We start from the raw sequence: 22,266 nt of genomic DNA, 5'->3' as shown, positions 1-22,266 counted from the left end.
GCTGACTGCGGCCGGCGCGGCCGTCGCGTAAACCTCCGGTTTACTCCGGTCGGCGATTCGGACTATCTCAGCCGTAGACGGGCGTCTGACGCCGCACAAACGCTAAGTAGACACCGACCAACCTCTCATCCATGTGGCGCTCCCGCACGGGTCGGGACCGGAAGACCGTCGTCTGTATCGCCTGCGGTTCGTCGGTGCTCCGGTCGGAGGCTCGCGAGTACGACAAGGAGGGTGACCGCTGGAACCGCCACGGCAAACAGTTCGAGTATCTCTGCAAAGGCTGTCACCGAGAACTCTGCTGGCAACCCCGGGGCGAACTCGAGTCGCTCATCCTCGACATTGAACAGGATGGACTCCCGCAGTCCGAGTTTCTCTCGCGCTATCTGCACGCGGTCGAAGACCGGTACGGACGGCCCGAGGAGTAACTCGCTTTCGGGGTTTCGGCGCGAGGAAACGCGTCGCCGGACCCCGACACGACTAACTACCTCTCGCTCTTTTCCTCGCGTATGTCGAACGACGCGCAAGCGCAGGCTGGCACCGCCGAGGGGCAGGGTCCCGTCGAGATCGACCCTGAACTCGCCCGCCACCTGCAGAACAAACGCGAGGAACTGTTCGAGGAGTTCGGTATCCGCGACGAGTTCCCGCCGGAGGTCCGCCGCGAAGCCAAGGAGCGAACCGAAAACGTCACCGAGGAGATTCGCGACGCCGTCGACGAGCGCCGCGACCTCCGCGAGATGACGACGTGGACAACCGACCCCGCCGACGCTCAGGACTTCGACGACGCCATCAGCATCGAGGAGGACGACGAGGCGTACACGCTGTGGGTCCACATCGCCGACGTGAGCCACTATGTCCACCCCGGTTCGGAGATGTGGGCCGAGGCGGTCAAACGCGGTAACACGGTGTATCTCCCCGCGTACACCGTCCACATGCTGCCGCCCATCCTCGCGGAGACGGTCTGCTCGCTGGTCCCCAACGAGGAGCGACTCGCCCACACCGTCGAGATGCGACTCGACAAGGAGAATCTCGGCTACGAGTCCATCGACATCTACAAATCGGTCATCGAGAGCGACGAGCGCCTCACCTACAGTCAGTGCGAGAAGCGCCTCGAAGACCCGGACGCGCCGCTGCACGACGAGATTACGCTCTCCTACGAACTCGCCGACCGGATGCACGAACAGCGCAAGGAGGACGGCTCGCTCGTGCTCAACCCGAGTCGCGACCACGCGCACACCATCATCGAGGAGTGCATGCTGAAGGCGAACAAAGCCGTCACGCACGAACTGATGTGGGGCCGCGGCGTCGAGGCTATGTACCGCGTCCACCCCCAACCGACGCCCGACCAGTGGGACAAGGCGCTGCGCGAGATCGCGGAACTCGACAACGTGAACATCCCCGGGGGGTCGTGGGACGACCCCCGGAAGGCGGTGAACGCGGCGCTCGAAGAAGCCCCGCCGCGGATGCTCAACAAGATTCAGCGCGCCGTGCTGAAGGTGATGCCCCGGGCGAAGTACATGAATGACCCCTTCGGCGGCCACCACGCGCTGAACTTCGACATCTACGGCCACTTCACCTCGCCCATCCGCCGCCTCTCGGACCTCATCAACCACTGGATCGTCCACGAGAACGACGTGCCCGAGGATCTCGTCGAACTCTGCGACCGCGCCTCCGACAAACAGAAAGACGGCGAGACGGCCGAGCGTCTCTACAAGCAGTTCATGCAGGAGGTCGGACTCGATCCCTACGCCGTGAACAACCGCGGTCTCGTCGTCGTCGACGACGAGGAAGACGAGAGCGACGAGCAGACCGCCGAGTCCGACGCCGAGTAGTCGTACCGCGACGACCTTCGGTACTTTTCTACTCCCGACACGTTCAGCGGCAACCCGTCGTCGACCCTCCACCCTCTCTATCACACGCTCGACAACCTATTTGCCGGTCGCACCCTTCACTGTCGTAATGAAGGCACTCGTCGCGTTTCTCACGTGTCTCCTCCTCGTAATATCCTCCGTGCCCGTCGATGCGGTCCCGTCGGGACCGGAAGCGTCCTCGATCGGCGCCGCATCCGGCCCGTCGCTGACGCCGTTCACGCAGGCCGAGGGGTCCTCGCTGCAGGTGGCGGGTCCGACGCTACAGGTCGCCGGACCGGCCCCCCAGATCGAACTCAACGCCACCGGTTTCGTCGCCGAAACGGAGAACCGCGCGACAGTGACGCTGTCGAACCCGACGACGACGCCGATGCGAAACGTCACCGTCACGGTCGGGATTCAGAGCGGCGACGCCGTCGTCGTCCGCCAAACCGTGCCCGTTCTCGCCGCCGGAGCGACCGAAGAACTCCCATTCGTCCTCTTGCCGCGCGAGACCGGCGACCGGCGCGTGACCGTTCGCGCATCCTACACCGTCGACGGCGAGGCGGAGACGACACGGTACCGCGAGCCGGTGTCGGTCGAACCGCTCGAAGACGACGTGGCCGTCCGCGTCGAGTCGGTGCAGCGCGGCGACGCCGAAGGCGGTGCCGAGGGACAGCTCGGCGACCTGCTCGGCGGTGGCGGCGGACAGGGCGCACTCGAGGGGAGCGGCGACGATGAGGCGAAACCCGGGCAGATAGACGTCGTCGTAACGAACTTCGGGAACGCCCCGATACGGGACGTCGTCGTCGTCCCGGTGAGCAACGGGACCGAACTCCCGCGCCAGTCGGTTCCCGGACCGCTCGCGCCCGGCGACTCCGCTCGGACCACCGTCGACCTGAGTTTCGTCGGCCAGCAGGACGACGTGACGTTCGAGACGCGGTACCGCGTCGGCGAGCGCGACGGCACCGCACGAACCGAGTTCCCCTACGACCCCGCCTCGGGGTCGGTCGTGCTGACGAACGTCGACCTCTCGATGGGCCCCGACGGCGTGGTGCGAATCACCGGCAACGCGGGCAACCCCGACGAGGGTTCGGTGTCGGGTCTCACCGTCGCCGTCGGCGACGCCGCCCACGTCTCGCCGACGTACCCCGTCCGAGACTACTTCGTCGGCACCGTCGACGGCAACGAGTTCGCGCCGTTCGACCTCACCGCGGAGGTCGATAGCGAGAACGTGACCGTCGTCCCCGTCGACGTGACCTACGTCACGAACGGCGTCCGGTACTCCGAGACGGTCGAACTCCCGTACGACCGGTCGCTCTCGCCGCCGGAGCGCGAGCGCGGTATCCTCGCGCCCCTCTGGGACAACGCGGGAGCGCTCGTCGCCGTCGCGGGGGTGAGTCTCGCGGCGGTGGCGGCGCTCGTCGTCGTGCGCCGTCGACGATGACGGAGCAGTCGCAGTCTCTCGGGACCGCTTTCGCCGAGGCGGCCGTCGCCGCCCACGACGGTCCCACGCTCGAACTGAGGGGCGTGAGAAAGGAGTACGAGACGGGCGGCGAGACGGTGGTCGCGCTCGGCGGGCGCAACTCGCGAGATTCGTCCTCGCCCGCCGGGATCGACTTCTCGGTCGAACCGGGCGAGTTCGTCGCCATCGTCGGCCCGAGCGGAAGCGGTAAGTCTACGCTCCTCAACATGCTCGGCCTCCTGGACGAACCGACGGCGGGCGAGCGCTATCTCCTCGGTCGGGACGTGACGACGCTGGACGACGAAGCGCAGACCGACGCCCGGAAGGAGGCAATCGGCTTCGTGTTTCAGGACTTCTACCTCATCCCGACGCTGACGGCGACCGAGAACGTCGAACTGCCGACGATCTTCGAGCATGACCCCGAGGCGACCGAGCGGGCGCGCGACCTGCTCCGACGCGTCGGACTCGGCGACCGTCTCGACCACACGCCGAACGAACTCTCCGGGGGACAGAAACAGCGCGTCGCCATCGCCCGCGCGCTCGTCAACGAACCCCGGGTGGTGCTAGCCGACGAACCGACGGGCAACCTCGACCAGGAGACGGGCGCGCAGATTCTCTCCGAGTTCCGCCGCGTCTGCGAGACGGGCGTGAGCGTCGTCGCGGTGACGCACGACCCGCAGGTGACCGAATTCGCCGACCGGACCGTCCGCCTCGTCGACGGTGTGATTCGTGACCACGATTCTGATGACGCCGACGTCGCAGAGGGTACCGTCGTCGACGCGCGCCCGACGGATGGAGACGACCCGGGAATCGAACCGGGCGACGACCGATGAAACTCGACCGGCGGTTCCCGTCGCTGCTCATGGCGTGGCGCAACCTCGACCGGAACCGCCTGCGGTCGGCACTGGCGGCGCTCGGCATCGTCATCGGCGTCCTCGCCATCGCGACGCTCGGTATCTTCGGCAACGTGCTGCAATTGTCGGCGACGAACGAACTCGGCGCTATCGGCACTCAGGTGGTCGTCGGCCCGAACCAGGACGCCGGAGTAACGTCGCTTTCCGCCCGCGACGTGGAGACGATACAGCAGCTCACCGCCGGGCGCGGGACGGCGGTGCCGCTCGTCAGCGACGGCGCAGTCGTCTCGAACGGTCGCGGCCAGTCGTTCGCGACGTTGTACGGTATCTCGACGCCGACGGCGCTCTTTACGGCCTCGGAGGGGACGCTCCCCGACCGGCACAGACAGGGCGCTATCGTCGGCGCGGAACTCGCCGACATACTCGACCTACAGGTGGGGAGCATGGTCGACATCGAGGGCAACGAGTACCGCGTTATCGCCGTGCTCGCGCCGACCGAGGACATCTCGCCGGTGTCGCCCGACGACGGCGTCGTCCTCCCGCCGGAGGAGTTCGTCAGCGACGAGTACAACCAGGTTGTCGTCCGCGCCGACTCCGGGGAGGCGGCGAGTCAGATCGCGGCGTCGGTCCGTGAGCAACTGAACGCCCGCGAAGAGCGTGTCACCGTGTTCGAGTTCTCGACTATCCTCGACCAGATCGACGAGTTCTTCGCGCTACTCAACTCGTTTCTGCTGGGCTTGGCGGGTATCTCGCTCGTCGTCGCGGGCGTGAGCATCTTCAACGTGATGTTGATGAGCACCTCCGAACGCCGGGGTGAGATAGGAGTGTTGCGGGCCGTCGGCGTCCAACGCCGCGACGTGCTGCGGATGCTCGTCGTAGAGGCAGCGCTACTCGGAACCGTCGGCGGCGCTATCGGCGCGGCGCTCAGCGCCGTGGTCACCGCGGGACTCTACTACTTTACGCCCGTGACGCTCGACGTCGCGCTCGACCCGAGCAACGGGCTGTATCTCGTCGGCGCGTTCGTCTTCGGCGTGGTCGTCAGCCTCGTCAGCGGGCTGTATCCGGCGTGGAAAGCCGCCAACGAACCGCCGGTCGAAGCGCTTCGCGGCTGAGTCCGGTCGTCGAGGGCGCTCAGCGCGCGCTGCCGCGACTGTCCTCGACGATGAGACGCGCGACGAGCGCGATGAGGATGAGCGGGATACCGATACCGGAGACGACGAGCAACAGGAGCACGACCGCCTTCATCAGCGTCCCCTGTCGGTCCCAGACCGTCTGCGTCACGTTGTCGATGCTCCGTGCGACGTTCTGTATCGTTCCCATGGCTGTTAGTACGGCGTTCGGCAGGATTACTCTTGGGGCCGCGCAGGTGGCTTGTGGCCCGCAGGTGTTTCGAGTTGAGCGTCGATGCGTCGAGCGTGGCGTCGGCGTTCGGAATGCGTCCGCCCCAGCAGTTACCTTACTCGGCGTTGGTCCAGTATGTATGCGAACGAGTACAATCGTGCTGATCGTTGGTATCGTGCTGCTGTTCATCCCTATTCCGCCGTTCGCGACCATCGCGGGGATTCTCACCATCCTCCTCGCGCTGGGGATGCGCTTCTTGGGCGACAGCTAAGCGACGACTGACCCGCCGGGGTGTCGACTTCCGTTCGACAGACGCTGCCGACTATCGAGTCGGTAACGAGACTGCGACTCCGGTCGCTGTGCGACCGAACGCCTCTGCAGTGATTGTCACTGTCTGAATCGCTAAGTAGCCGGTAGAGCCTTACCGAGATGTGCCGAAAGAATCTGCGAATAGGTTAGTCGCTTTTCTCGAAGAGCAGGCCGGTGAGTATCTGCGAAGTGCCGTTCACTACTCCGACGACAGGTGTCAAATATTATACATGAGGTCCGACGTGGATGCGCTCTACACGGAATCGAGGATGGAGGAGCTGTTCAAGTACTACAGACGAAAGAACCGAGAAGAAAGGAACGACACGCCGTTCGAGCTGGGCAACCTCCACTGCACGACTCACTTCTACGATGACGCGCTCATGTTCCACTTTACGCAAGGTGAGGCGGTGGGGACGGTGATTACGCTCGCTCCCGAAGCGGGCCGGAATATCATCCGCTTCATCACCGAGTGTCTGAGAATTCTTCACTCCGACTCTCCGCAGACGATCGGCGCTGCCCCAACTTGGATTCGGGACTGACCACCCGGCCCGAGCGCGCCGGTTGGCTGCGTGAGAGAGAGGAAGCCGTCGTTCTCGATGGCTCGGGCGTCGAACGGAGACCGTTCCTCTTTAGCGGTCCACCAGTCCCTGTATCCGACTCCGGACGTCGTCGGCTGACGTGTACGTCTCGTCGTCGACCGGGATGAGTAGTTCGTCGACGGAACGCCACCCCTCCTCCGTTTCGACCTCGCGGTCGCCGAACGCGTCTCTCAGGTCGTCCGTCGTCGTTGGATACTCGTGGTTTTCGAGCGCGTCGTCCAGGTCGTCGAGCCTCTCACCGGCTTCGTCGGCCGGTTCGGCTTCGTCGGCACGGCTGCGCGCCTCTTCCAGCTCCCGCTCTCGCTGGCGTCGTTCCTCGTCGTCGGCCTGCTTGTCTCGACTTTTCTTGGTATCTGCCATCCGCTGTTCTACGCGACTAACCCGTATAACGCTGTGGCCGCCCGCCAATTCGGTGTCTCGAACGCGCCGAACGACCGAGGGTGGCGCCACTCTCGGACCCGAGAACCGCGTAATCGCGGTTACCTGCCGCTTCGGAGCCACTGTCGCGTACGCGCGTCGCACTCACCGGTGCTGTCGCGGTTAATCGCGTGGTATCGAGTTGCGCCTTCTCCAGGTTCGACCGTGGTACCACGACCCTCGGAACACCTATACGGGCACCCCGTATACGTTTGTTTGTAATGGCGAACGGTAAGGTTGATTTCTTCAACGACACAGGCGGCTACGGTTTCATTTCCACCGAGGATGCTGACGACGACGTTTTCTTCCACATGGAGGACGTCGGCGGTGAAGACCTAACGGAAGGTACTGAGATCGAATTCGATATCGAACAGGCCCCCAAGGGCCCGCGCGCGACGAACGTCGTCCGCAACTAACACCTGATTCAGACGCCGCCTCCCGGCGGCACCTGACGACGGCTTCGTTTTTTGACACGCGTACTCACACTCCGAGCCGCGTCTCCGGGTTTAGCGGTCATTTCGGGTCTTCTACTCCTGCGTCGGTTGCGAACGGAGACACAGTTACTCTCACACCCGTCGTTGAGATCGTTGGAGAAGTGGCTGGGACCTTCATCGGTGCGCTCAACCGATTGGTCCTCGTGTCGCTCACACGCCTGTCACGGGTATTGCGCTCGAAGTTGAGGCGGGTAGTCGGCAACGGGGACGTATTCGCGTACACCTACAGCAGTTCGTCCACTGGTGATGCGAACACGACATTCGAGATGCAGTCAAGTGGTGGACGGCAATCAGCAGAAATCCCGATTATCACCATCACATCGACAGAATCCACCAAAGAATCGTGAAGAGGGTCGGCACGCGGTTTCTGACACCGATTGGATAGTTCATAAATATCAAGGACCGATTTTTTACCTGTTCCCCTTGAAACTCCTGTTAGTGGATGTGTCATCTAGGATGACGGATGGCCGTGATCGAGTGGATTCGGGTCTTCCACCAGCGATTCTAGAGATGGACCACGTCTTCGAGGTGTTGGCTCATCCCCGCCGACGATACCTCCTCTACACGCTCCTCGAAGAGACCGAGTGGGGACTCCGGGAATTGGCGGAGAAGATCGCCACCTGGGAGAACGACGTGCGCGAATCAACCGTCTCCGATGACGGGGTCGAGCGCGTGTACGTTTCTCTCTACCACAATCACGTCCCACTGCTCGTCGAGGAGGGGATCATCGAATTCGAAGAGACAACCGAGACGATCGGACTTGGTCCCCACGCCGATCAGGTCCTCGCCGTGTTGGAGAACGCCGGCGGGAGCAACGACAGCGATCAGGAAACCCACGCACGGAGTGATATCAGGTGACGAACGCCCCCGAAGACCAACCCGACGACCGCCGGACAGCCACTAACGAGTCCCGAACTTATGAGAACGTACCTGAGGATGCCGAGTGGGAGGTAGTCACCCAGGTCCCTTACGACCCATCTGAAGCCGATGGACTGACGACCACGATTGTCTACGCGGTTGCCGAAGCAGAAGATGTCTCACCCAGCGACATCAAACAGCCCCCGCTGTATGAGGTGGTCGATACCGCCGCCCTCGAGTCGGCGTTATTCGGCTCGGAGTCAAGTATTCGTGCCACGCAGTGCTCGACTGAGTTCATGTATCGTGGTCGTCGCATCGTCGTTGAGACCGATGGCTGGGTCATCGTCCACGAACAGGCCGAGCGGTAGCTGCTCGTTCACGCAAAACCCGTCCTATGAGTGGTCTCGCGGGGGTCACGCGAACGAGCGGAGCGAGTGAGTGTGACCCCCGCGAGTTAATCTCGTCTTCGGAAATCGACAAGGGTAAACCAATTCTAAGATATTGACTGACAGAATGAGCCATGGTGGGCAACACTCTATTCACGCAGTGATAGGAGAAGTCACTCGAGCATTAATCCCGACCACCAAAAACGAGATACGACAACGCATTTGTGAGCAGTTCGTAGCATCGGAGTTGTACTCCTTTGCGTGGATCGACCGCTATAGCCCAGAGAAGGAGGAGATGATTCCGACAGCCTCCGCCGGAATCGCGAAAAATACGCTCAATGGATTGACCATTAACGAGGAGTTTCCTCAAGCGGAACTGACAAACGAGGCAGTGCAGACACGGGAGGTCACGGTTGTACAGAATCTCGTTGACGACCCGCCTTGCGAGGAATGGCGCGATCACGCCCTCAAACACGATTACCGAACCTGCGCGGCCATTCCCCTCGTTTACGAGGAGGCTATGTACGGAGTCTTGCATCTGGCTACCAACCGGTCGCAAGGATTTGGCGCGCTTGAGCGAGAATCGCTCGCAGAGTTGGGAGTGACAATCGCATACGCCTTCGAAAATGCGGAGTCGCCTGCGAATACTGATAGCACCGAGCGCACGGAAGCTGAGACAGAGATGATGAAAGTAACCGCTGAGTCCGAGCAGGAGCGGCGGCTTTACGAGACCATCATTTCCAGTACTCCCGACCTTGTATACGCGTTCGACCTCGACTACCGCTTCATATACGCCAACGACGCACTGCTAGAGATGTGGGGTCAAACCTACGAAGAGTCCATCGGAAAAACCCTACTGGAAAATGGCTACGAGCCGTGGCACGCGGAGATGCACGAACGCGAAATTGACCAGATCGTGGAGACGACAGAACCCATCCGCGGCGAGGTAGCGTTTCAACACGCCGAGCTCGGTCGCCGAATCTACGACTACATCTTTGCACCAGTACTCAACGACGAGGGGGAAGTCGAAGCCGTCACCGGAACGACGCGCGATATCACCGAGCGCAAGGAAGCCGAAGAGGCGCTTCAGGAGAGCAAGGAGCGATTCCAGGCGTTGATCAACGCTAGCTCAGATGTAGTATATCGCGTGAGCCCCGATTGGGGCGAAATTCACCGCCTTAAAGGCAAGGAGTTCATCGCCGATATACATGAATCGACTAGCAATTGGCTTGATAAATACATCCATCCGGACGACCAGAAGCACGTAATGGAGGCCGTTGACGAAGCTATCCGGACCAAAAGCGCCTTCGAGCTGGAACATCAGGTCGAACAGGTCGATGGGAGTCTGGGCTGGACGTTCTCTCGTGCAGTGCCGATGCTGGATGAGGACGGTGACATCGTCGAGTGGATCGGTATGGCGAGCGACATCACCGAGCGCAAACAGTACGAGTGGGAACTCAAACGGGCGCTGGATTTGCTCGAAAAGACCGAGCAAATCGCTGACGTCGGCGGTTGGGAGATTGACGTGGATACAAAGGAAGTATTTTGGACGGATTATCTCTTCGACATCTTGGAAGTGCCCTACGATGAGGAACCGCCATTGGATGAGGCACTCGATGTCTATTACGAAGAGGACCGGCCGATCGTCGAGAGTGCAGTTGAGGAGGCACTGGACACCGCCGAACCATTCGATGTAGAGGCTCGAGTTCGAACCCCCAGTGGAGAGATACGCTGGCTCCGGGTCCAAGGCGATCCGGAAGTTGAGAAGGGGGAAGTCGTCTCGCTCCGCGGGGCAGTCCAAGACATCACCGAGCGCAAACACCGAGAGCAGCGGTTAGGAGAGTTAATCGAGGAACTTGGGGAATCGAACGAGCGTCTTGAGCAGTTCGCCTATGCCGCCTCTCATGACCTCCAGGAGCCGCTCCGGATGGTGTCGAGCTACCTCCAACTTATTGAGCGCCGCTACGACGACGAACTCGACGAGGATGGGCGTGAGTTCATCGAGTTCGCGGTGGATGGCGCTGATCGGATGCGTAATATGATCCAAGGGCTCCTAGAATATTCCCGAGTCGACAGGCGTGGTGAACCCTTTGAACCAGTTAGTCTGGATGACGTCCTCACGGACGTCCGTGCCGACCTTCAGGTGAAAATTGAGGAAATAAATGCTGAGATCACCACTGAATCCCTCCCTCACGTCGAGGGGGATCGAGGACAACTCCGCCAACTGTTTCAGAATCTCCTCGACAACGCATTCGAGTATAGCGGTGACATGCCGGCGCGAGTGCATGTCGCCGCGGAGAAACAGGGACCGAAGTGGGTCATCTCGGTGAGCGACGAGGGAATCGGCATCGCTCCTGACGACAGTGAGCGAATCTTTGAGGTGTTCCAAAGTCTCAATGGTTCCGACGAGCATCAGGGAACTGGCATTGGCCTCGCGCTCTGCGAGCGAATAGTAGAGCGCCACGACGGCGATATTTGGGTTGAGTCCGAGCCCGGAGAAGGGGCAACTTTTTCGTTTACGCTTCCCTCGGTGAGAACTTCTGAGCTTCAACCCTGACAGCATACTAAACAGTATTTCCGCTGCGACCCTGCTGTCGTATGTGTTGGGCGAGCGTGGTAGCGGTGACTTTATTCGATCGCTGTCTATCAGTTAGAACTGTAGCTCTCGGGAATTGTAGTCCTTCGCGAGAAAGTCGAAGTGGGATGGACTCGCGGGGATTTGAACCCCGGGCCTCTTCCTTGCGAAGGAAGCGATCTGCCACTGATCTACGAGCCCTCGTCTGCAACCCAACTAACCCGTGCGCCGTACTTGTAGCTTCTGTTTTCGCGAGCCTCCGCCACGGGTTCACACGCCGAGCAGTCGGAGTCGCCCGGCGAGGAGTCCGAGCACGAACCCGGTGCCGTGGGCGACGATGGCGACGTTCGGCCCCGCCCCGAGCGCGGCGACGAAAACCGCGGCACCGACGAGCAGCGCGATCTGCGTCCGCCCGTTCAGATTCAGGCGATCGAGAACCGAATCGGTCACCGGGTTCGCCGCGAGGAGGTAGCCCGCGAGCGCGAAGATCGCGCCGCTCGCGCCGATAACGCCGACGGTGCGACCGAACGCGGCGTCGAACCATATCTCTGCGAGTCCGGCGATGACGCCGGTCGAAAGGAAGAACGCGTGATACCGCCATCGGGTCGTCCCCTGTTCGACCAGGAAGCCGATGACGACGAGCGCGACGGTGTTGCTCAGCAGGTGGCCGACGCTCGCGTGGGCGTACACGCTCGTGACGAGCGTCCACGGACGGACATCGACCGGGGGAGCGAGTGCGAACAGCCCGACGGCGCTTCCGAACAGTCCCAGAACGCCCTGGGCGAGAAAGACGATACCGAAGAGGACGAGCGTATCGAGTGTCGGGCTGTTCGAGCCGCGGACCATACGGACGAGACGGGCTACTTCCGCAAAAGCGTACCTCCGGCTCTGGAGGCGGAAAAAACGAAAGAGAGGTGGTGCGGACACCGTCGGTTGGCGACGGGCCTTAGCGCCGGTCAGTCTTCGAGAACGATCTCGATGCTGACGTCGTTGGGCACTTGAATGCGCATGAGCTGGCGAAGCGCGCGTTCGTCCGCGTCGATATCGATGAGACGCTTGTGAACTCGCATCTCCCAGTGCTCCCACGTCGCGGTGCCTTCTCCATCGGGCGACTTCCGACACGGAATCTCGAGCGTCTTCGTCGGTAGCGGAATCGGACCGCTGAGGTTGACGCCCGTCTTGCTCGCGATTTCGCGGACGTCGTCACAGATGTCGTCGAGGTCCTCGGGGCTCGTGCCGGCGAGGCGAACGCGTGCTTGCTGCATTTATCGCTCGTTGACCTCGAGCACCTTGCCGGCCGCGATGGTCTGACCCATGTCGCGGATGGCGAAGGAACCGAGTTCCGGAATCTCGCCGGACGGCTCGATGCTGAGCGGCTTCTGCGGACGGATCGTCACGATGGCGGCGTCGCCGGACTTGATGAAGTCCGGGTTCTCCTCGGCGACCTCACCCGACGCGGGGTCGAGTTTCTGGTCGATGGACTCGACGGTACACGCGACCTGCGCCGTGTGGGCGTGGAAGACCGGCGTGTAACCCGCGGTGATGACCGACGGGTGCTGCATGACGACGACTTGCGCCGTGAACGTCTCGGCGACCTTCGGCGGGTCGTCGGCCGGGCCACAGACGTCGCCGCGGCGGATGTCGTCCTTGCCGACGCCACGCACGTTGAAGCCGACGTTGTCGCCAGGCTCTGCGCGCGGCACTTCTTCGTGGTGCATCTCGACCGTCTTGACCTCGCCGGAGATGTCCGACGGCTGGAACGAGACGTTCGCACCCGTCTCGAGGACACCGGTCTCGACGCGGCCGACCGGGACCGTACCGATGCCGGAGATGGTGTAGACGTCCTGAATCGGGAGTCGCAGCGGCGCGTCCGTCGGCGGCTCGACCTCGGGGAGGTCGTTGAGCGCCTCGAGGAGAGTCGGGCCGTCGTACCACGACGTGTTGTCGCTGCGGTCGGCGATGTTGTCGCCCTCGAACGCCGAAATCGGCACGAACGTTGCGTCGTCGGCGTTGAAGCGTACCTGGTTCAGCAGGTTCTGGACTTCCTTGCGGACCTCCTTGTAAGAGTCCTCTGCGTAGTCAACGACGTCCATCTTGTTGATGGCGATGATGAGCTCGTTGATGCCGAGCGTGCGGGCGAGGAACACGTGCTCGCGGGTCTGGGGTGCGACACCGTCGTCGGCGGCGACGACGAGAACCGCGTTGTCAGCCTGCGAGGCACCCGTGATCATGTTCTTGACGAAGTCACGGTGGCCCGGGCAGTCGACGATGGTGAAGTAGTACTTGTCCGTGTCGAACTCCTGGTGGGCGATGTCGATGGTGACGCCGCGCTCTCGCTCCTCGGCGAGGTTGTCCATCACGTAGGCGAACTCGAAGCCGCCTTTGCCCTTCTCTTCTGCTTCTTCGCGATGCTGCTCGATAACGTGCTCCGGGACCGATCCTGTCTCGAACAGGAGTCGGCCCACGAGCGTGCTTTTTCCGTGGTCGACGTGGCCGATGATGGCCAAGTTCTGGTGCGGTTTGTCTTCGCTCATTGTTTAGCTCACGCGCTAAGGCGCTATGTGGCGTTTCCTTTGGTTGAGGACCCTAAAACGATTTCGATACGGAGTACGGGACACCCCGACGCCGTCTTGCGGTTTGACACTGCCTACCGTGCGGTAGTCGGTGACACCGACTACTCGAGTCGTCGAACGTCCGACAGCACCGCGCTGGCCGTCTCGGGACCGCCCGCCCCCCGGCCGCTGATGTTCAGTCGCCCAGCGTGGGTCGTCTCCAGTTGGACAATGTTCTGCGTGCCGGTCACCGCGAGCGTTCCGTTCTCCGGGACAAGTCGCGGCCCGACGCGAACGCCGTTTGCGGTCGCTTCGCCGATGAGTCGGACCGTCTGACCGTCCTCGGCGGCGAGTTCGAGCGCGCTGCCGGGGATGTCGCGGATGCCGTCGACATCCGCGTCGGCCAGCGAGTAGCCGCCGTCGTAGAGCACGTTACCGAGGATGACGCATTTCAGCGCGGCGTCGGTCCCCTCCACGTCGAAGGAGGGGTCCGCCTCGGCGACGCCGAGGTCCTGGGCCTCCGCGAGCACGTGGTCGTAGTCCAGCCCTTCGGCGGTCATCCGCGAGAGGATGAAGTTCGCCGTCCCGTTCAGCACGCCTCGGGCGGCGGTGATGTGGTCCGGACCGAAGTCGTCAATGGCCGACAGTACCGGAATAGCCCCGCCGACCGTCGCCTCGAACAGTACGTCGCCGTCGCTGTCCCGTTCGAGCGCTCGGAGGTCCGCGTACCGCTCGGCGACCGGTCCCTTGTTCGCCAACACGACGTGACGATTCGATTCCAGCGCCGCCCGCACGTGCGAGAAGCCGGGTTCGGCGTCGCCGAGCGTCGTCGGCGTCGCTTCGACGAGCACGTCGTACTCCGCCGCGAGCGCGTCGCCGATTGCCGTGTCGCCTACGCTTCCGTTCTCTTCCTTCCGGTCGAGCGCCGCGGCGACGTCGATACCGTCGGTGTCGACGACCGCACCACGCGAGTCGGCGAGCACCGTCACCTCTTGACCGTAGTCGGCGGCCAACTCGGCGACGGAGCGACCGACCGCTCCCGCGCCGACGACGGCGACTCTCACGCCGACACCTCCGCGAGCGGCTCGACGACTCGAAGGTTCTTCCGGTCGGCTATCTCCCGGACAACAGCGAGCACGTCCGTGCGTTTGCCCGCCTGCGTCGCCAGTCTGACGCGGGCGCTCGACTCCTCGTTTCGACCTTCGGGCGCCGACACCGAGAGATCCGCCAGCGCCGCGTTCGCGCACTCCTCGATGCTCCGCAGCGTGTCCGAGAGGTCCGTGTCGACGAGGTGGCCGACCAAGAGGACGGTCAACTGCTCGCCGTACCGCTCCGCGCCCGCCTGAATCACGTTGACGCCGTTGTTCCGGAGCGCGTCGACGATGGTGCCGAAGCGGTCCGGCGGGCACTCCAGGTCAACTTCGACAGGGATGTGTCCGCGCGGCGTGAGATTGCCGCGTTCGTGGTAGATGGAGAGCAGGTTCCCGCCGTTGTCGGCGATAGGTCGCAGCGCCGCGAGCAACTGGCCGGGTTCGTCGACGAGTTCGAGGCGCACCGTGTGCGGTTGCGGCGTCTCGCTGTCGCTCATCGACTCACCTCCGCGACGCGCCAGCCACCTGTTGTCGACAGGGAGCGGTCGCTTTCTGGCTCCGTGTCGATACTCCGCGGCTGGTGTGCGCCAATCCGCATACTACGCCTCTGACGCTACGAGGGTTATAACTCTTCGTCACTCGCAATTCTGTCCGAGGGTCGCTCGCCGACGGGAAGCGAGAAACGACTCGCAAGCAGAAGCGTCACCGACGAACGAGAGACTGTGTTCTCCCGGCGAAGGACGGTCTCCAACTGAACCCAACCGAATGGCGGACGCTCGGGCCGCGAAAGAACAGAAAAACGAGCGTAGAGGCTCGCGGTTAGATGTAGTCGATAGCGGGCGAGAGTTCGAGCTTCATGCCCTTGCGCTCGCGGATCTCCATGATCTTGTCGCGTTGGAGGCTGTCGGAGAGCACGCGGAAGCCGGCGTTCTCCGTGTTCCAGGAGGCGCGACCCTCGGTCGCAGAGCGGATGTCTGAGGAGAACCCGATCATCTCTTCGACGGGCGCGATGCCCTCGATGACCATGAGGTCGCCTTCCTGGTACATGTCGTCGACGCGGCCGCGTCGACCCTGAATCTCGCCGGAGGCAGAGCCCATGTAGTCGGAGGCGACGTCGATGCGGACGTTCTGAATCGGCTCGAGCAGTCGAATCTTGCCGTCGATGAGCGAGCGGTGGACCGCCTCGCGGACCGCGGGGATGACCTGCGCGGGACCGCGGTGGATGGTGTCTTCGTGGAGGCGGGCGTCGTGCAGACGCAGCAGCGCGCCCTGGACGGGCTCTGCGGCTAGCGGACCGTCGTCGAGCGCCTCTTCGAGACCCTCGATGACGAGCTCCATTGTCTCGTTGAGGTGCTGGATACCTTTCGTATCGTCGATGAGGATGTTCGTCCCGAAGATGTGTTCGACGTTCTGGGAAGTGTCCTTGTCCATACCGGCTTCCTGCAGCGCCTCACGGCGCTCCAGTTCGGGCATGTCCATCGCCACTTCGCCGAGCTTGATGGCGTCGACGATGCTCTGGTCCATCGGCTCCGCGGTGATGTAGAATTTGTTGTGGCGGTTCGGCGAGACACCCTCGACCTCGCGGGAGGCCTCCTGCGGCTGCTCGCGGTAGACGACGATGGGCTCGCCGGTATGCACCGGGATGCCCTGGTTGTCGCGGATGCGCTGGGTGATGACCTCGAGGTGGAGTTCACCCTGACCGCTGATGAGGTGCTCGCCGGTGTCCTCGTTGATCTCGACGCGGATGGTCGGGTCTTCCTTCGCGACCTGCTGGAGCGTCTGGATGAGCTTTGGCAGGTCGTCCATGTTCATCGCCTCGACGGATTTGGTGATGACCGGCTCGGAGATGTGTTCGATGGACTCGAACGGCGTCATCTCGATGCTGGACACCGTGGAACCGGCGATGGCGTCGCGGAGGCCGGTGACGGCGGCGATGTTGCCGGCCGGAACCCGGCTCACTTCCTCGCGGGAATCACCCATGAAGATGCCGACGGACTGGACGCGGTTCTTGCCCGCGGTGCCGGAGACGTACAGCTCCTGACCCTTCTCCAGCGTGCCGGAGAACAGTCGTCCGGTCGCGATTTCGCCCGCGTGGGGGTCCATCGAGATGTCGGTCGACATGAAGACGACTTCGCCCTCGTCGTCGACGACGCGCATCTGCTCTGCGAGTTCGGACTCGGCGTCGCCGCGCCAGATCGTCGGAATACGACGGGGCTGGGCGTCGAGCGGGTCCGGGAAGTGCTCGGCGACCATGTCGAGGACGACGTCCGAAAGCGGCGTGCGCTCGTGGAGTTCCTCGCGGTTGCCCGACTGCTCCATCTCGATGATGTCGGCGAAGGAGATGCCCGTCTCCTGCATCGACGGGATGGAGACGCCCCACTTGTACAACGCGGAGCCGAACGCGACGGTCCCCTCTTCGACGGAGACGGTCCAGTCGTACTCTTTCTCCTCGGTCATCCCGCGGATGAGCTCGTTGACGTCGGTGATGACGTCGAGGAGCCGCTGCTGCATCTCCTCGGGACCTTCCTGCAGTTCGTTGATGAGGCGGTCGACCTTGTTGATGAACAGCGCCGGCTTGACGCCCTCGCGGAGCGCCTGCCGGAGCACCGTCTCCGTCTGGGGCATCGCGCCCTCGACGGCGTCGACGACCACGAGCGCGCCGTCGACGGCGCGCATCGCCCGCGTCACGTCGCCACCGAAGTCGACGTGGCCCGGCGTGTCGATGAGGTTGATGAGGTGGTTCTCGCCTTCCCACTCGTGAGTCATCGAGACGTTCGCGGCGTCGATAGTGATGCCGCGTTCCTGTTCGTCCTCTTTGGTGTCCATCGCGAGCTGCTGTCCGGCAGTCGCGTCAGAAATCATGCCCGCTCCGGCCAGCAGGTTGTCCGAAAGTGTCGTCTTCCCGTGGTCGACGTGAGCGGCGATGGCGATGTTCCGGATCTGCTCCGGTTGGTCCATCAGTTTCTCACATTCCTGTACGATTTTCTTTCGTCGGCCCATTATGAGTGCCCCTACCGGCAGGAGGGTCAAAAGGGTAGTGTTTTGCCGACGCCGAATCCGCCGAAAACGGCCGTTTGATACGGTCCCGTGTGGGTACGTACCACTTGGCAAACCCTCGCAACGTTGCATTGGCCAACCTGCCGAAACGCCGACGTAACCCCGTTCGCCCGTTGCGACGCGCGGCACAAGAGTCATACCGTCCCGAACCGTGTCACCAGTACGCATGGACCTTCGCGTGCAGGGGTCTGCCGCCCCGGACGCCTTTCTCAGCGCGGCAGACCTGTTAGAGACGGAGTTCGAGTTGTCGTGGCCGGTCCACGTCCGCGTCAGAGACGACCCCGACGAGCGGACGTGGGCGGGCCACTACAGCAACGCCGCCGGTGACTACCACGTGTTGAACATCTCGCGACAGGCCGCGACGAGCGCGATGGCGCGCGAACTCGCGCTCCACGAGTTCTCACACATGGCCCGCTACGAGCAGTCGCACCCCTCCCACGTCCAGTCGACGGAGGAGGCGCTCTACCTCGCGCTGACGGGACGGAGCGTTGAGCGCCGCAAACTTGCGCACTGCTACCAGATCGCCAACCACATGAAGGATATCTACGCCGACGACATCACCATCTCGGTCGCCCCGGCGGAGAAACTGGTGTACTTCCTCGAATCCCAGTTGGCGGCGGCGCTCGCCGACCAACCGACGGCGGTCCCTCGCGCCGACTGGACGCGGACCACCGCCGCCTCCGACCCCGAGATAACGGCCGTCAACGCGGCGTTCGCGCTCGCGCTCGTCGAGCGCCACGGTCTCGTCGACGACGACCACCGACTGTACGACCTCGCGCACGCCGCCGACGACGACGCCCCGAACGTCCGCGTCGACGAGTTCAGACGCCAGTTCCGGTCGCTCGCCGTCGAGACGACCGCCAGCGACTACCGTAAGGCGCTCGTCGACGTCACTCGGGCGTATGCGGTCGGCAGCGGCGGCGGGCCGCAGGCGGCCGACTGAAGCGGTTACGCGACCGCTTCGGCGAAACGCTGGTCGCACCGCTCACCGGGCGGAAAAACGAAAGAGAAAGGTCGCAGATTAGCGGGCCGCGGCGGCGACGCGCTCGCGCTCTTCCTTCTGGCTGATGGGGTACGACTGGACGTCGTACTCCGCCGCACCGAGAAGCTGCTGTGCGAGCGCCTCGGGGGCCGAGGTCGTCGACTTGTAGCTCGTGGAGGCGACGCCGTCGGCGATGAACTTCAGCGCCTGGTCGACGCGGCGCTGCGGCGCGACGTCGACGGCCTTCGGGACGGAGATGCCGCCGTACTTCAGGCGGACGGTCTCCTCACGCGGGGCCGCATTCTCGACGGCACGGACGAGAATCTGAACGGGGTTCTCGTCGCTGCGCTCGTCGATGATTTCGAAGGCCTCGCGGACGATACCGAGGGCCTTCTGCTTCTTGCCCGTGTTCTCCTCGGTCTGCATCAGGCGGTTGATGAGACGCTCGACGACCGAAATCTCGGACTTGCGGAACTGCTTCGAGGCGTGACGACCCATCGTGTGCGCGATGGGCGTCACGTTGAGGTAGCGCTGGGTGCTGGGGTCGCTGTACTCGATCTCGGAGACGTCCCAGACGCCGAACAGCAGCGCGTTCGTCTGCGCTTCCTCGCTGTCTGCGGGCGCTTCGGGTTCGGGGGTTTCGTTCTCTGTCTCGGACATCTTAGCGCACCGGTTTCTCTGCGTTACCGCGCACGAGTTCGAGCATCGCGACGCCGTTGACTTTGTCTACCTTGTAGTTGACTCCGGAGAGGTCACCCATGGCGCGACCCTTCGCGCCACCGATACCCGCGATGGTCACCTCGTCGTGCTCGTCGATGAACGAGATGGCGCCGTCGCCGGGGCAGAACGCCGTGACCTGTTTACCGTTCTTGATGAGCTGGACACGGACGCATTTCCGAATCGCCGAGTTCGGCTGCTTCGCTTCGATTCCGACCTTCTCGAGGACGATGCCCCGCGCCTGCGGCGCACCCTCGAGCGGGTCCGATTTTTTCCGGAGACCGCGTTCGCGCCGCGCGTACTCGGAGTCGGACCATCGTCGCTTCTGACGGTCCTTCTTGAGTTTGCGTGCGGCGTATTTGCCGTTCGCCATAGTGGACAACCCTACTTAGTCGAGCTACTTAAGCGTCCTCTTTTCTCCTCGACGAGACGGCCTCAGATTCCGTTTCGGACCCCGCTACTCGAATCTGCGTCCGTTTCACCGATTCGAACGACCGGCTCTCAACGCGCCGCAGGTCGAAAGCGGTGCGGAGAAGTCGTCGTTTCTCGCTCACCGCTTCCGAGAACGCGTCGGTCCCGGCGAGCGCTCGTCGTCGTCGTTCAGCCGTCGGCGCGGTCGACCGCGAGGTCGCCGCCCATATCCACCGCGGAGGTCGCCCCGAGCGTGATGTCGGCGCCGTCACATCGCGCCTGTACCCGTCGGGCGTAGTCCGAGAAGGTGTCGAGCACCGTCTTTCGTGACGGGTCGGGCACCCAGAACAGCACCTGCACCCTGATGTGGTCGCCCTCGAAGCTTCGCACACGAATCTTCGGTTGTGGGTCGTTCAGGATGGCCGGGTCGGTGACCGCTTCGTCGCGCAGGATCTCTATAGCCCCCTCCAAATCCTCCTCGTAGTAGACGCCGAGTTCCTCGTTGACTCGAAAGCGGTTCTGGCCGTACGGCTTCGTGATGACGTTGGTCGTTAGATGCGTGTTCGGGACGCTGATCACCTCGTTGTCAACGGTTCGCACGCGCGTGACACGGAAGCCAATGGACTCGACGATTCCCTCCGTGTCCCCCCAGGCGACGTAGTCGCCGACGTTGAAATTCTGGTCGGTGACGAGGAACAGTCCGCCGACGAGTGTTCCGAGCACCTCTCGACCCGCGACACCGACGGTGAGCGTGATGATGGCGACGGCGATGGTCGACCCCGTCAGTAGGCGAGTGTAGCCCGCGGCAGCGAGCGCGGCGGCGACGGCGAAGACCATCACCGCGATGTGCAGGTAGAGTTTGACCGCGCCGACCACGGTCGGGTTGTTCTCGTTTCGAACCCGCACCGCCCGCATGACCAGCGGCTCGACGATACCTCGGCCACCTCCGTAGACGACGAGGAACACGCCGACGAACTTCGCCACTCGGGCGAGGATCCCGTCGCCGTCGAACAGCTCCGCGAACGGTCCGAGGAGTTGGAGCGCTACGACGTCAGCCATGGCTCGACCTACGACGTCCGAAGTGAAAGGTGTCGAGGGCGTTTCCTGCGGTCGCCGTGGCGTAAGACGACTCTGTACTCGGCAGAATCTCGAGGACTCCTCGATCCGCTCGCTCTCTCTCGGTCGCTCGCGGTGAACACCAATCGACCCGCTAAGCGGATCAAATCGACGTTACGGTGTAGTGGTCCGAAACGATTCCCGGCGAGACGATGGTGAGGGTGAACCGGGTGTGGAAACTATCGATGAAGTTCACTCTGTTGGGCGAAGGTGTGGAGACTCTCCGTTCCCCCGAGTCATCGCGGTCACTCGGGGTAGAACAACAGTTCGAACGCCTCGCCGCAACTCCGACAGTGGACTGACTTGCCACAGAGTTCGTCTTCCGGGTTCGAGATTCCGCCGTCGGACGAGAGGAGCGAGTCCGACGAAGTCCCGCTCGTTCCACTCGCGAGACCGCCGTCTGTCAGTGCCAACGCCGCAGAGACGTCGTCGCCGCACGACGGACACGTCACCGAGACAGAGGGCGGGCTCTCGGTGGTTGGGAGGGAGTCTTCGGGTTCGGAGAGAGAGGTGCGGTCCTCGGGGGAGGAGGGTACGTTCTCGGTGGCAGAGGGTACGTTCTCGGTGGCGGAGGACTGCCGCTTCGACGCGGATGGCGATCCTTCGGAGATGGACCGCCGCTGCTCGGACTCGGACATGCACTGTGTGGTCGAGGTTCGGAGGGTTAGTTATAGGGCTTGTAATCTCGCGGGTTCGGTCCGCGGAAACCGGACGACTGTGGCGATGTTCCCCGAGTAGAGTCCCGTTACGGGTGTCACCGCGGTCGGCGACCGGCTACGTCAACTGGATGTCGTCGATGTCGTAGTGACGGCGGGCCAGCGTCCGCGCCGTCTCGATGTTCTGGCCGCGCTTACCGATGGCGACGCCGCGGTCGTCGTCGTCCACCTCGACATAGGCGACACGGTCGTTCTGGTCGCTGATGGTCACGTGGCGGACCGTCGCCGGCGCGAGCGCGCTAGCGACGAACGCCTCCGCGGTGTCGGCGTCCTCGACGAGTTCGACGTTCCGGCCGAGTTTGCGTTCGAGTCGCTTCACCGTCTTCCCGCCGGGACCGATGGCTTTGCCCATCTCTCCTGCGCCGACGAGCACGACGATTCGGTCGTCGTAGACGAGGCAGTCAGTGGCGCTCGCGCCGGTCTCCTCGTCGAACGCGCCGAGGTAGCGGCGGGCGTCGTCCGACAGCGTGACGCGCATCGGT

25 protein-coding genes and 1 tRNA gene are annotated in these 22,266 nt (G+C 63.3%); 12 read left to right on the top strand and 14 right to left on the bottom strand.

Annotated features, from left to right (window positions below):
• Positions 1-131: 131 nt before the first annotated feature.
• The 5 genes from LAQ58_RS12940 (at position 132) to LAQ58_RS12920 (ending at position 5,275) form a co-directional block, all read left to right on the top strand.
• Positions 132-425, top strand: a complete 294-nt coding sequence (locus LAQ58_RS12940; RefSeq protein ID WP_224447863.1) for a DUF7562 family protein — start codon at positions 132-134, stop codon at positions 423-425.
• An 81-nt stretch (positions 426-506) separates the two neighbouring features.
• Positions 507-1,829, top strand: coding sequence for an RNB domain-containing ribonuclease (locus tag LAQ58_RS12935; RefSeq protein WP_224447862.1), 1,323 nt, complete (start codon positions 507-509; stop codon positions 1,827-1,829).
• 127 nt (positions 1,830-1,956) lie between these two features.
• Complete coding sequence (locus tag LAQ58_RS12930) at positions 1,957-3,291, top strand: COG1361 family protein (protein ID WP_224447861.1); 1,335 nt, start codon at positions 1,957-1,959, stop codon at positions 3,289-3,291.
• Positions 3,288-4,142 (top strand): ABC transporter ATP-binding protein, encoded by an 855-nt coding sequence (locus tag LAQ58_RS12925; RefSeq protein ID WP_224447860.1) that lies wholly within the window; start codon positions 3,288-3,290, stop codon positions 4,140-4,142. Before LAQ58_RS12930 ends, LAQ58_RS12925 begins: the two co-directional genes overlap by 4 nt.
• Positions 4,139-5,275, top strand: coding sequence for an ABC transporter permease (locus LAQ58_RS12920; protein WP_224447859.1), 1,137 nt, complete (start codon positions 4,139-4,141; stop codon positions 5,273-5,275). Before LAQ58_RS12925 ends, LAQ58_RS12920 begins: the two co-directional genes overlap by 4 nt.
• A 19-nt stretch (positions 5,276-5,294) precedes the next feature.
• On the opposite strand, the gene LAQ58_RS12915 is transcribed toward LAQ58_RS12920, so the two are convergent.
• Positions 5,295-5,483 (bottom strand): hypothetical protein, encoded by a 189-nt coding sequence (locus LAQ58_RS12915; protein ID WP_224447858.1) that lies wholly within the window; start codon positions 5,481-5,483, stop codon positions 5,295-5,297.
• A gap of 160 nt (positions 5,484-5,643) precedes the next feature.
• Here LAQ58_RS12915 and LAQ58_RS12910 point away from each other — a divergent pair, with 160 nt between their 5' ends.
• Both LAQ58_RS12910 and LAQ58_RS12905 read left to right on the top strand, forming a co-directional pair.
• Positions 5,644-5,775, top strand: coding sequence for a transporter (locus LAQ58_RS12910; protein WP_224447857.1), 132 nt, complete (start codon positions 5,644-5,646; stop codon positions 5,773-5,775).
• 160 nt (positions 5,776-5,935) lie between these two features.
• On the top strand, positions 5,936-6,352 hold the full coding sequence (locus LAQ58_RS12905) for a DUF7522 family protein (protein WP_224447856.1): 417 nt from the start codon (positions 5,936-5,938) through the stop codon (positions 6,350-6,352).
• A gap of 90 nt (positions 6,353-6,442) precedes the next feature.
• On the opposite strand, the gene LAQ58_RS12900 is transcribed toward LAQ58_RS12905, so the two are convergent.
• Complete coding sequence (locus tag LAQ58_RS12900) at positions 6,443-6,772, bottom strand: DUF5789 family protein (RefSeq protein WP_224447855.1); 330 nt, start codon at positions 6,770-6,772, stop codon at positions 6,443-6,445.
• 278 nt (positions 6,773-7,050) lie between these two features.
• Here LAQ58_RS12900 and LAQ58_RS12895 point away from each other — a divergent pair, with 278 nt between their 5' ends.
• From LAQ58_RS12895 to LAQ58_RS12880, 4 genes are all read left to right on the top strand, one after another.
• A complete protein-coding gene (locus LAQ58_RS12895) occupies positions 7,051-7,245 on the top strand; it encodes a cold-shock protein (protein ID WP_179169020.1) in 195 nt (64 codons plus the stop codon).
• A 588-nt stretch (positions 7,246-7,833) separates the two neighbouring features.
• A complete protein-coding gene (locus LAQ58_RS12890; RefSeq protein ID WP_224447854.1) occupies positions 7,834-8,181 on the top strand; it encodes a DUF7344 domain-containing protein in 348 nt (115 codons plus the stop codon).
• Positions 8,178-8,549, top strand: a complete 372-nt coding sequence (locus LAQ58_RS12885) for a HalOD1 output domain-containing protein (protein ID WP_224447853.1) — start codon at positions 8,178-8,180, stop codon at positions 8,547-8,549. Before LAQ58_RS12890 ends, LAQ58_RS12885 begins: the two co-directional genes overlap by 4 nt.
• 178 nt (positions 8,550-8,727) lie before the next feature.
• A complete protein-coding gene (locus LAQ58_RS12880) occupies positions 8,728-11,124 on the top strand; it encodes a PAS domain-containing protein (protein WP_224447852.1) in 2,397 nt (798 codons plus the stop codon).
• Between the two features lie 147 nt (positions 11,125-11,271).
• Here the strand turns inward: LAQ58_RS12880 and LAQ58_RS12875 are convergent.
• The 7 genes from LAQ58_RS12875 to LAQ58_RS12845 all read right to left on the bottom strand — a co-directional run bounded on the left by LAQ58_RS12875 (position 11,272) and on the right by LAQ58_RS12845 (position 17,785).
• Positions 11,272-11,343 (bottom strand) — tRNA-Ala (locus LAQ58_RS12875).
• A 69-nt stretch (positions 11,344-11,412) separates the two neighbouring features.
• The gene (locus LAQ58_RS12870) at positions 11,413-11,988 is read right to left on the bottom strand and encodes a rhomboid family intramembrane serine protease (protein WP_224447851.1); all 576 of its coding nucleotides are present in this window, start codon (positions 11,986-11,988) and stop codon (positions 11,413-11,415) included.
• A 110-nt stretch (positions 11,989-12,098) separates the two neighbouring features.
• Complete coding sequence (rpsJ, locus tag LAQ58_RS12865; protein WP_224332863.1) at positions 12,099-12,407, bottom strand: 30S ribosomal protein S10; 309 nt, start codon at positions 12,405-12,407, stop codon at positions 12,099-12,101.
• Complete coding sequence (tuf, locus tag LAQ58_RS12860; RefSeq protein WP_224447850.1) at positions 12,408-13,676, bottom strand: translation elongation factor EF-1 subunit alpha; 1,269 nt, start codon at positions 13,674-13,676, stop codon at positions 12,408-12,410.
• A 140-nt stretch (positions 13,677-13,816) separates the two neighbouring features.
• The gene (locus LAQ58_RS12855; protein WP_224447849.1) at positions 13,817-14,758 is read right to left on the bottom strand and encodes a homoserine dehydrogenase; all 942 of its coding nucleotides are present in this window, start codon (positions 14,756-14,758) and stop codon (positions 13,817-13,819) included.
• Entirely contained in the window at positions 14,755-15,282 is a 528-nt protein-coding gene (locus LAQ58_RS12850; RefSeq protein ID WP_224447848.1) for an amino acid-binding protein, read from the bottom strand. Before LAQ58_RS12850 ends, LAQ58_RS12855 begins: the two co-directional genes overlap by 4 nt.
• Positions 15,283-15,604: 322 nt before the next feature.
• Positions 15,605-17,785 (bottom strand): elongation factor EF-2, encoded by a 2,181-nt coding sequence (locus LAQ58_RS12845; protein WP_224447847.1) that lies wholly within the window; start codon positions 17,783-17,785, stop codon positions 15,605-15,607.
• A gap of 223 nt (positions 17,786-18,008) precedes the next feature.
• Between LAQ58_RS12845 and LAQ58_RS12840 the strand changes: the two genes are divergently transcribed.
• Entirely contained in the window at positions 18,009-18,785 is a 777-nt protein-coding gene (locus LAQ58_RS12840) for a DUF5781 family protein (protein WP_224447846.1), read from the top strand.
• Between the two features lie 78 nt (positions 18,786-18,863).
• Here LAQ58_RS12840 and LAQ58_RS12835 read toward each other — a convergent pair whose 3' ends face one another.
• From LAQ58_RS12835 to LAQ58_RS12815, 5 genes are all read right to left on the bottom strand, one after another.
• On the bottom strand, positions 18,864-19,484 hold the full coding sequence (locus LAQ58_RS12835; protein WP_224447845.1) for a 30S ribosomal protein S7: 621 nt from the start codon (positions 19,482-19,484) through the stop codon (positions 18,864-18,866).
• A 1-nt stretch (position 19,485) separates the two neighbouring features.
• Positions 19,486-19,914 carry a 30S ribosomal protein S12 gene (locus LAQ58_RS12830; protein WP_224332856.1) on the bottom strand — a complete coding sequence of 143 codons (429 nt, stop codon included), beginning with the start codon at positions 19,912-19,914 and terminating at the stop codon, positions 19,486-19,488.
• A gap of 227 nt (positions 19,915-20,141) precedes the next feature.
• The gene (locus tag LAQ58_RS12825; RefSeq protein ID WP_224447844.1) at positions 20,142-21,011 is read right to left on the bottom strand and encodes a mechanosensitive ion channel family protein; all 870 of its coding nucleotides are present in this window, start codon (positions 21,009-21,011) and stop codon (positions 20,142-20,144) included.
• 302 nt (positions 21,012-21,313) lie between these two features.
• Complete coding sequence (locus LAQ58_RS12820; RefSeq protein WP_224447843.1) at positions 21,314-21,706, bottom strand: hypothetical protein; 393 nt, start codon at positions 21,704-21,706, stop codon at positions 21,314-21,316.
• 136 nt (positions 21,707-21,842) lie between these two features.
• Positions 21,843-22,262: a NusA-like transcription termination signal-binding factor gene (locus LAQ58_RS12815; protein ID WP_224447842.1), complete on the bottom strand. Its 420-nt coding sequence runs from the start codon at positions 22,260-22,262 to the stop codon at positions 21,843-21,845.
• Between the last annotated feature and the right edge of the window lie 4 nt (positions 22,263-22,266).

This window comes from Haloprofundus salilacus (assembly GCF_020150815.1).
GTDB classification, from domain to species: Archaea; Halobacteriota; Halobacteria; order Halobacteriales; family Haloferacaceae; genus Haloprofundus; species Haloprofundus salilacus.
This window is presented reverse-complemented; position numbering and strand designations above follow the sequence as displayed.

Excerpts from the sequence above, each read along its gene's own strand:
- LAQ58_RS12910 (WP_224447857.1), top strand. The coding sequence starts at position 5,644 with ATGCGAACGAGTACAATCGTGCTGATCGTTGGTATCGTGCTGCTGTTC.
- LAQ58_RS12835 (WP_224447845.1), bottom strand. The coding sequence starts at position 19,484 with ATGTCCGAGACAGAGAACGAAACCCCCGAACCCGAAGCGCCCGCAGAC.
- LAQ58_RS12920 (WP_224447859.1), top strand. The coding sequence starts at position 4,139 with ATGAAACTCGACCGGCGGTTCCCGTCGCTGCTCATGGCGTGGCGCAAC.
- LAQ58_RS12935 (WP_224447862.1), top strand. The coding sequence starts at position 507 with ATGTCGAACGACGCGCAAGCGCAGGCTGGCACCGCCGAGGGGCAGGGT.
- rpsJ (WP_224332863.1), bottom strand. The coding sequence starts at position 12,407 with ATGCAGCAAGCACGCGTTCGCCTCGCCGGCACGAGCCCCGAGGACCTC.
- LAQ58_RS12840 (WP_224447846.1), top strand. The coding sequence starts at position 18,009 with ATGGACCTTCGCGTGCAGGGGTCTGCCGCCCCGGACGCCTTTCTCAGC.
- LAQ58_RS12830 (WP_224332856.1), bottom strand. The coding sequence starts at position 19,914 with ATGGCGAACGGCAAATACGCCGCACGCAAACTCAAGAAGGACCGTCAG.
- LAQ58_RS12890 (WP_224447854.1), top strand. The coding sequence starts at position 7,834 with ATGGACCACGTCTTCGAGGTGTTGGCTCATCCCCGCCGACGATACCTC.
- LAQ58_RS12915 (WP_224447858.1), bottom strand. The coding sequence starts at position 5,483 with ATGGGAACGATACAGAACGTCGCACGGAGCATCGACAACGTGACGCAG.
- LAQ58_RS12845 (WP_224447847.1), bottom strand. The coding sequence starts at position 17,785 with ATGGGCCGACGAAAGAAAATCGTACAGGAATGTGAGAAACTGATGGAC.
- LAQ58_RS12870 (WP_224447851.1), bottom strand. The coding sequence starts at position 11,988 with ATGGTCCGCGGCTCGAACAGCCCGACACTCGATACGCTCGTCCTCTTC.
- LAQ58_RS12925 (WP_224447860.1), top strand. The coding sequence starts at position 3,288 with ATGACGGAGCAGTCGCAGTCTCTCGGGACCGCTTTCGCCGAGGCGGCC.
- LAQ58_RS12815 (WP_224447842.1), bottom strand. The coding sequence starts at position 22,262 with ATGCGCGTCACGCTGTCGGACGACGCCCGCCGCTACCTCGGCGCGTTC.
- LAQ58_RS12825 (WP_224447844.1), bottom strand. The coding sequence starts at position 21,011 with ATGGCTGACGTCGTAGCGCTCCAACTCCTCGGACCGTTCGCGGAGCTG.
- LAQ58_RS12900 (WP_224447855.1), bottom strand. The coding sequence starts at position 6,772 with ATGGCAGATACCAAGAAAAGTCGAGACAAGCAGGCCGACGACGAGGAA.
- LAQ58_RS12895 (WP_179169020.1), top strand. The coding sequence starts at position 7,051 with ATGGCGAACGGTAAGGTTGATTTCTTCAACGACACAGGCGGCTACGGT.
- LAQ58_RS12930 (WP_224447861.1), top strand. The coding sequence starts at position 1,957 with ATGAAGGCACTCGTCGCGTTTCTCACGTGTCTCCTCCTCGTAATATCC.
- LAQ58_RS12940 (WP_224447863.1), top strand. The coding sequence starts at position 132 with ATGTGGCGCTCCCGCACGGGTCGGGACCGGAAGACCGTCGTCTGTATC.
- tuf (WP_224447850.1), bottom strand. The coding sequence starts at position 13,676 with ATGAGCGAAGACAAACCGCACCAGAACTTGGCCATCATCGGCCACGTC.
- LAQ58_RS12820 (WP_224447843.1), bottom strand. The coding sequence starts at position 21,706 with ATGTCCGAGTCCGAGCAGCGGCGGTCCATCTCCGAAGGATCGCCATCC.
- LAQ58_RS12850 (WP_224447848.1), bottom strand. The coding sequence starts at position 15,282 with ATGAGCGACAGCGAGACGCCGCAACCGCACACGGTGCGCCTCGAACTC.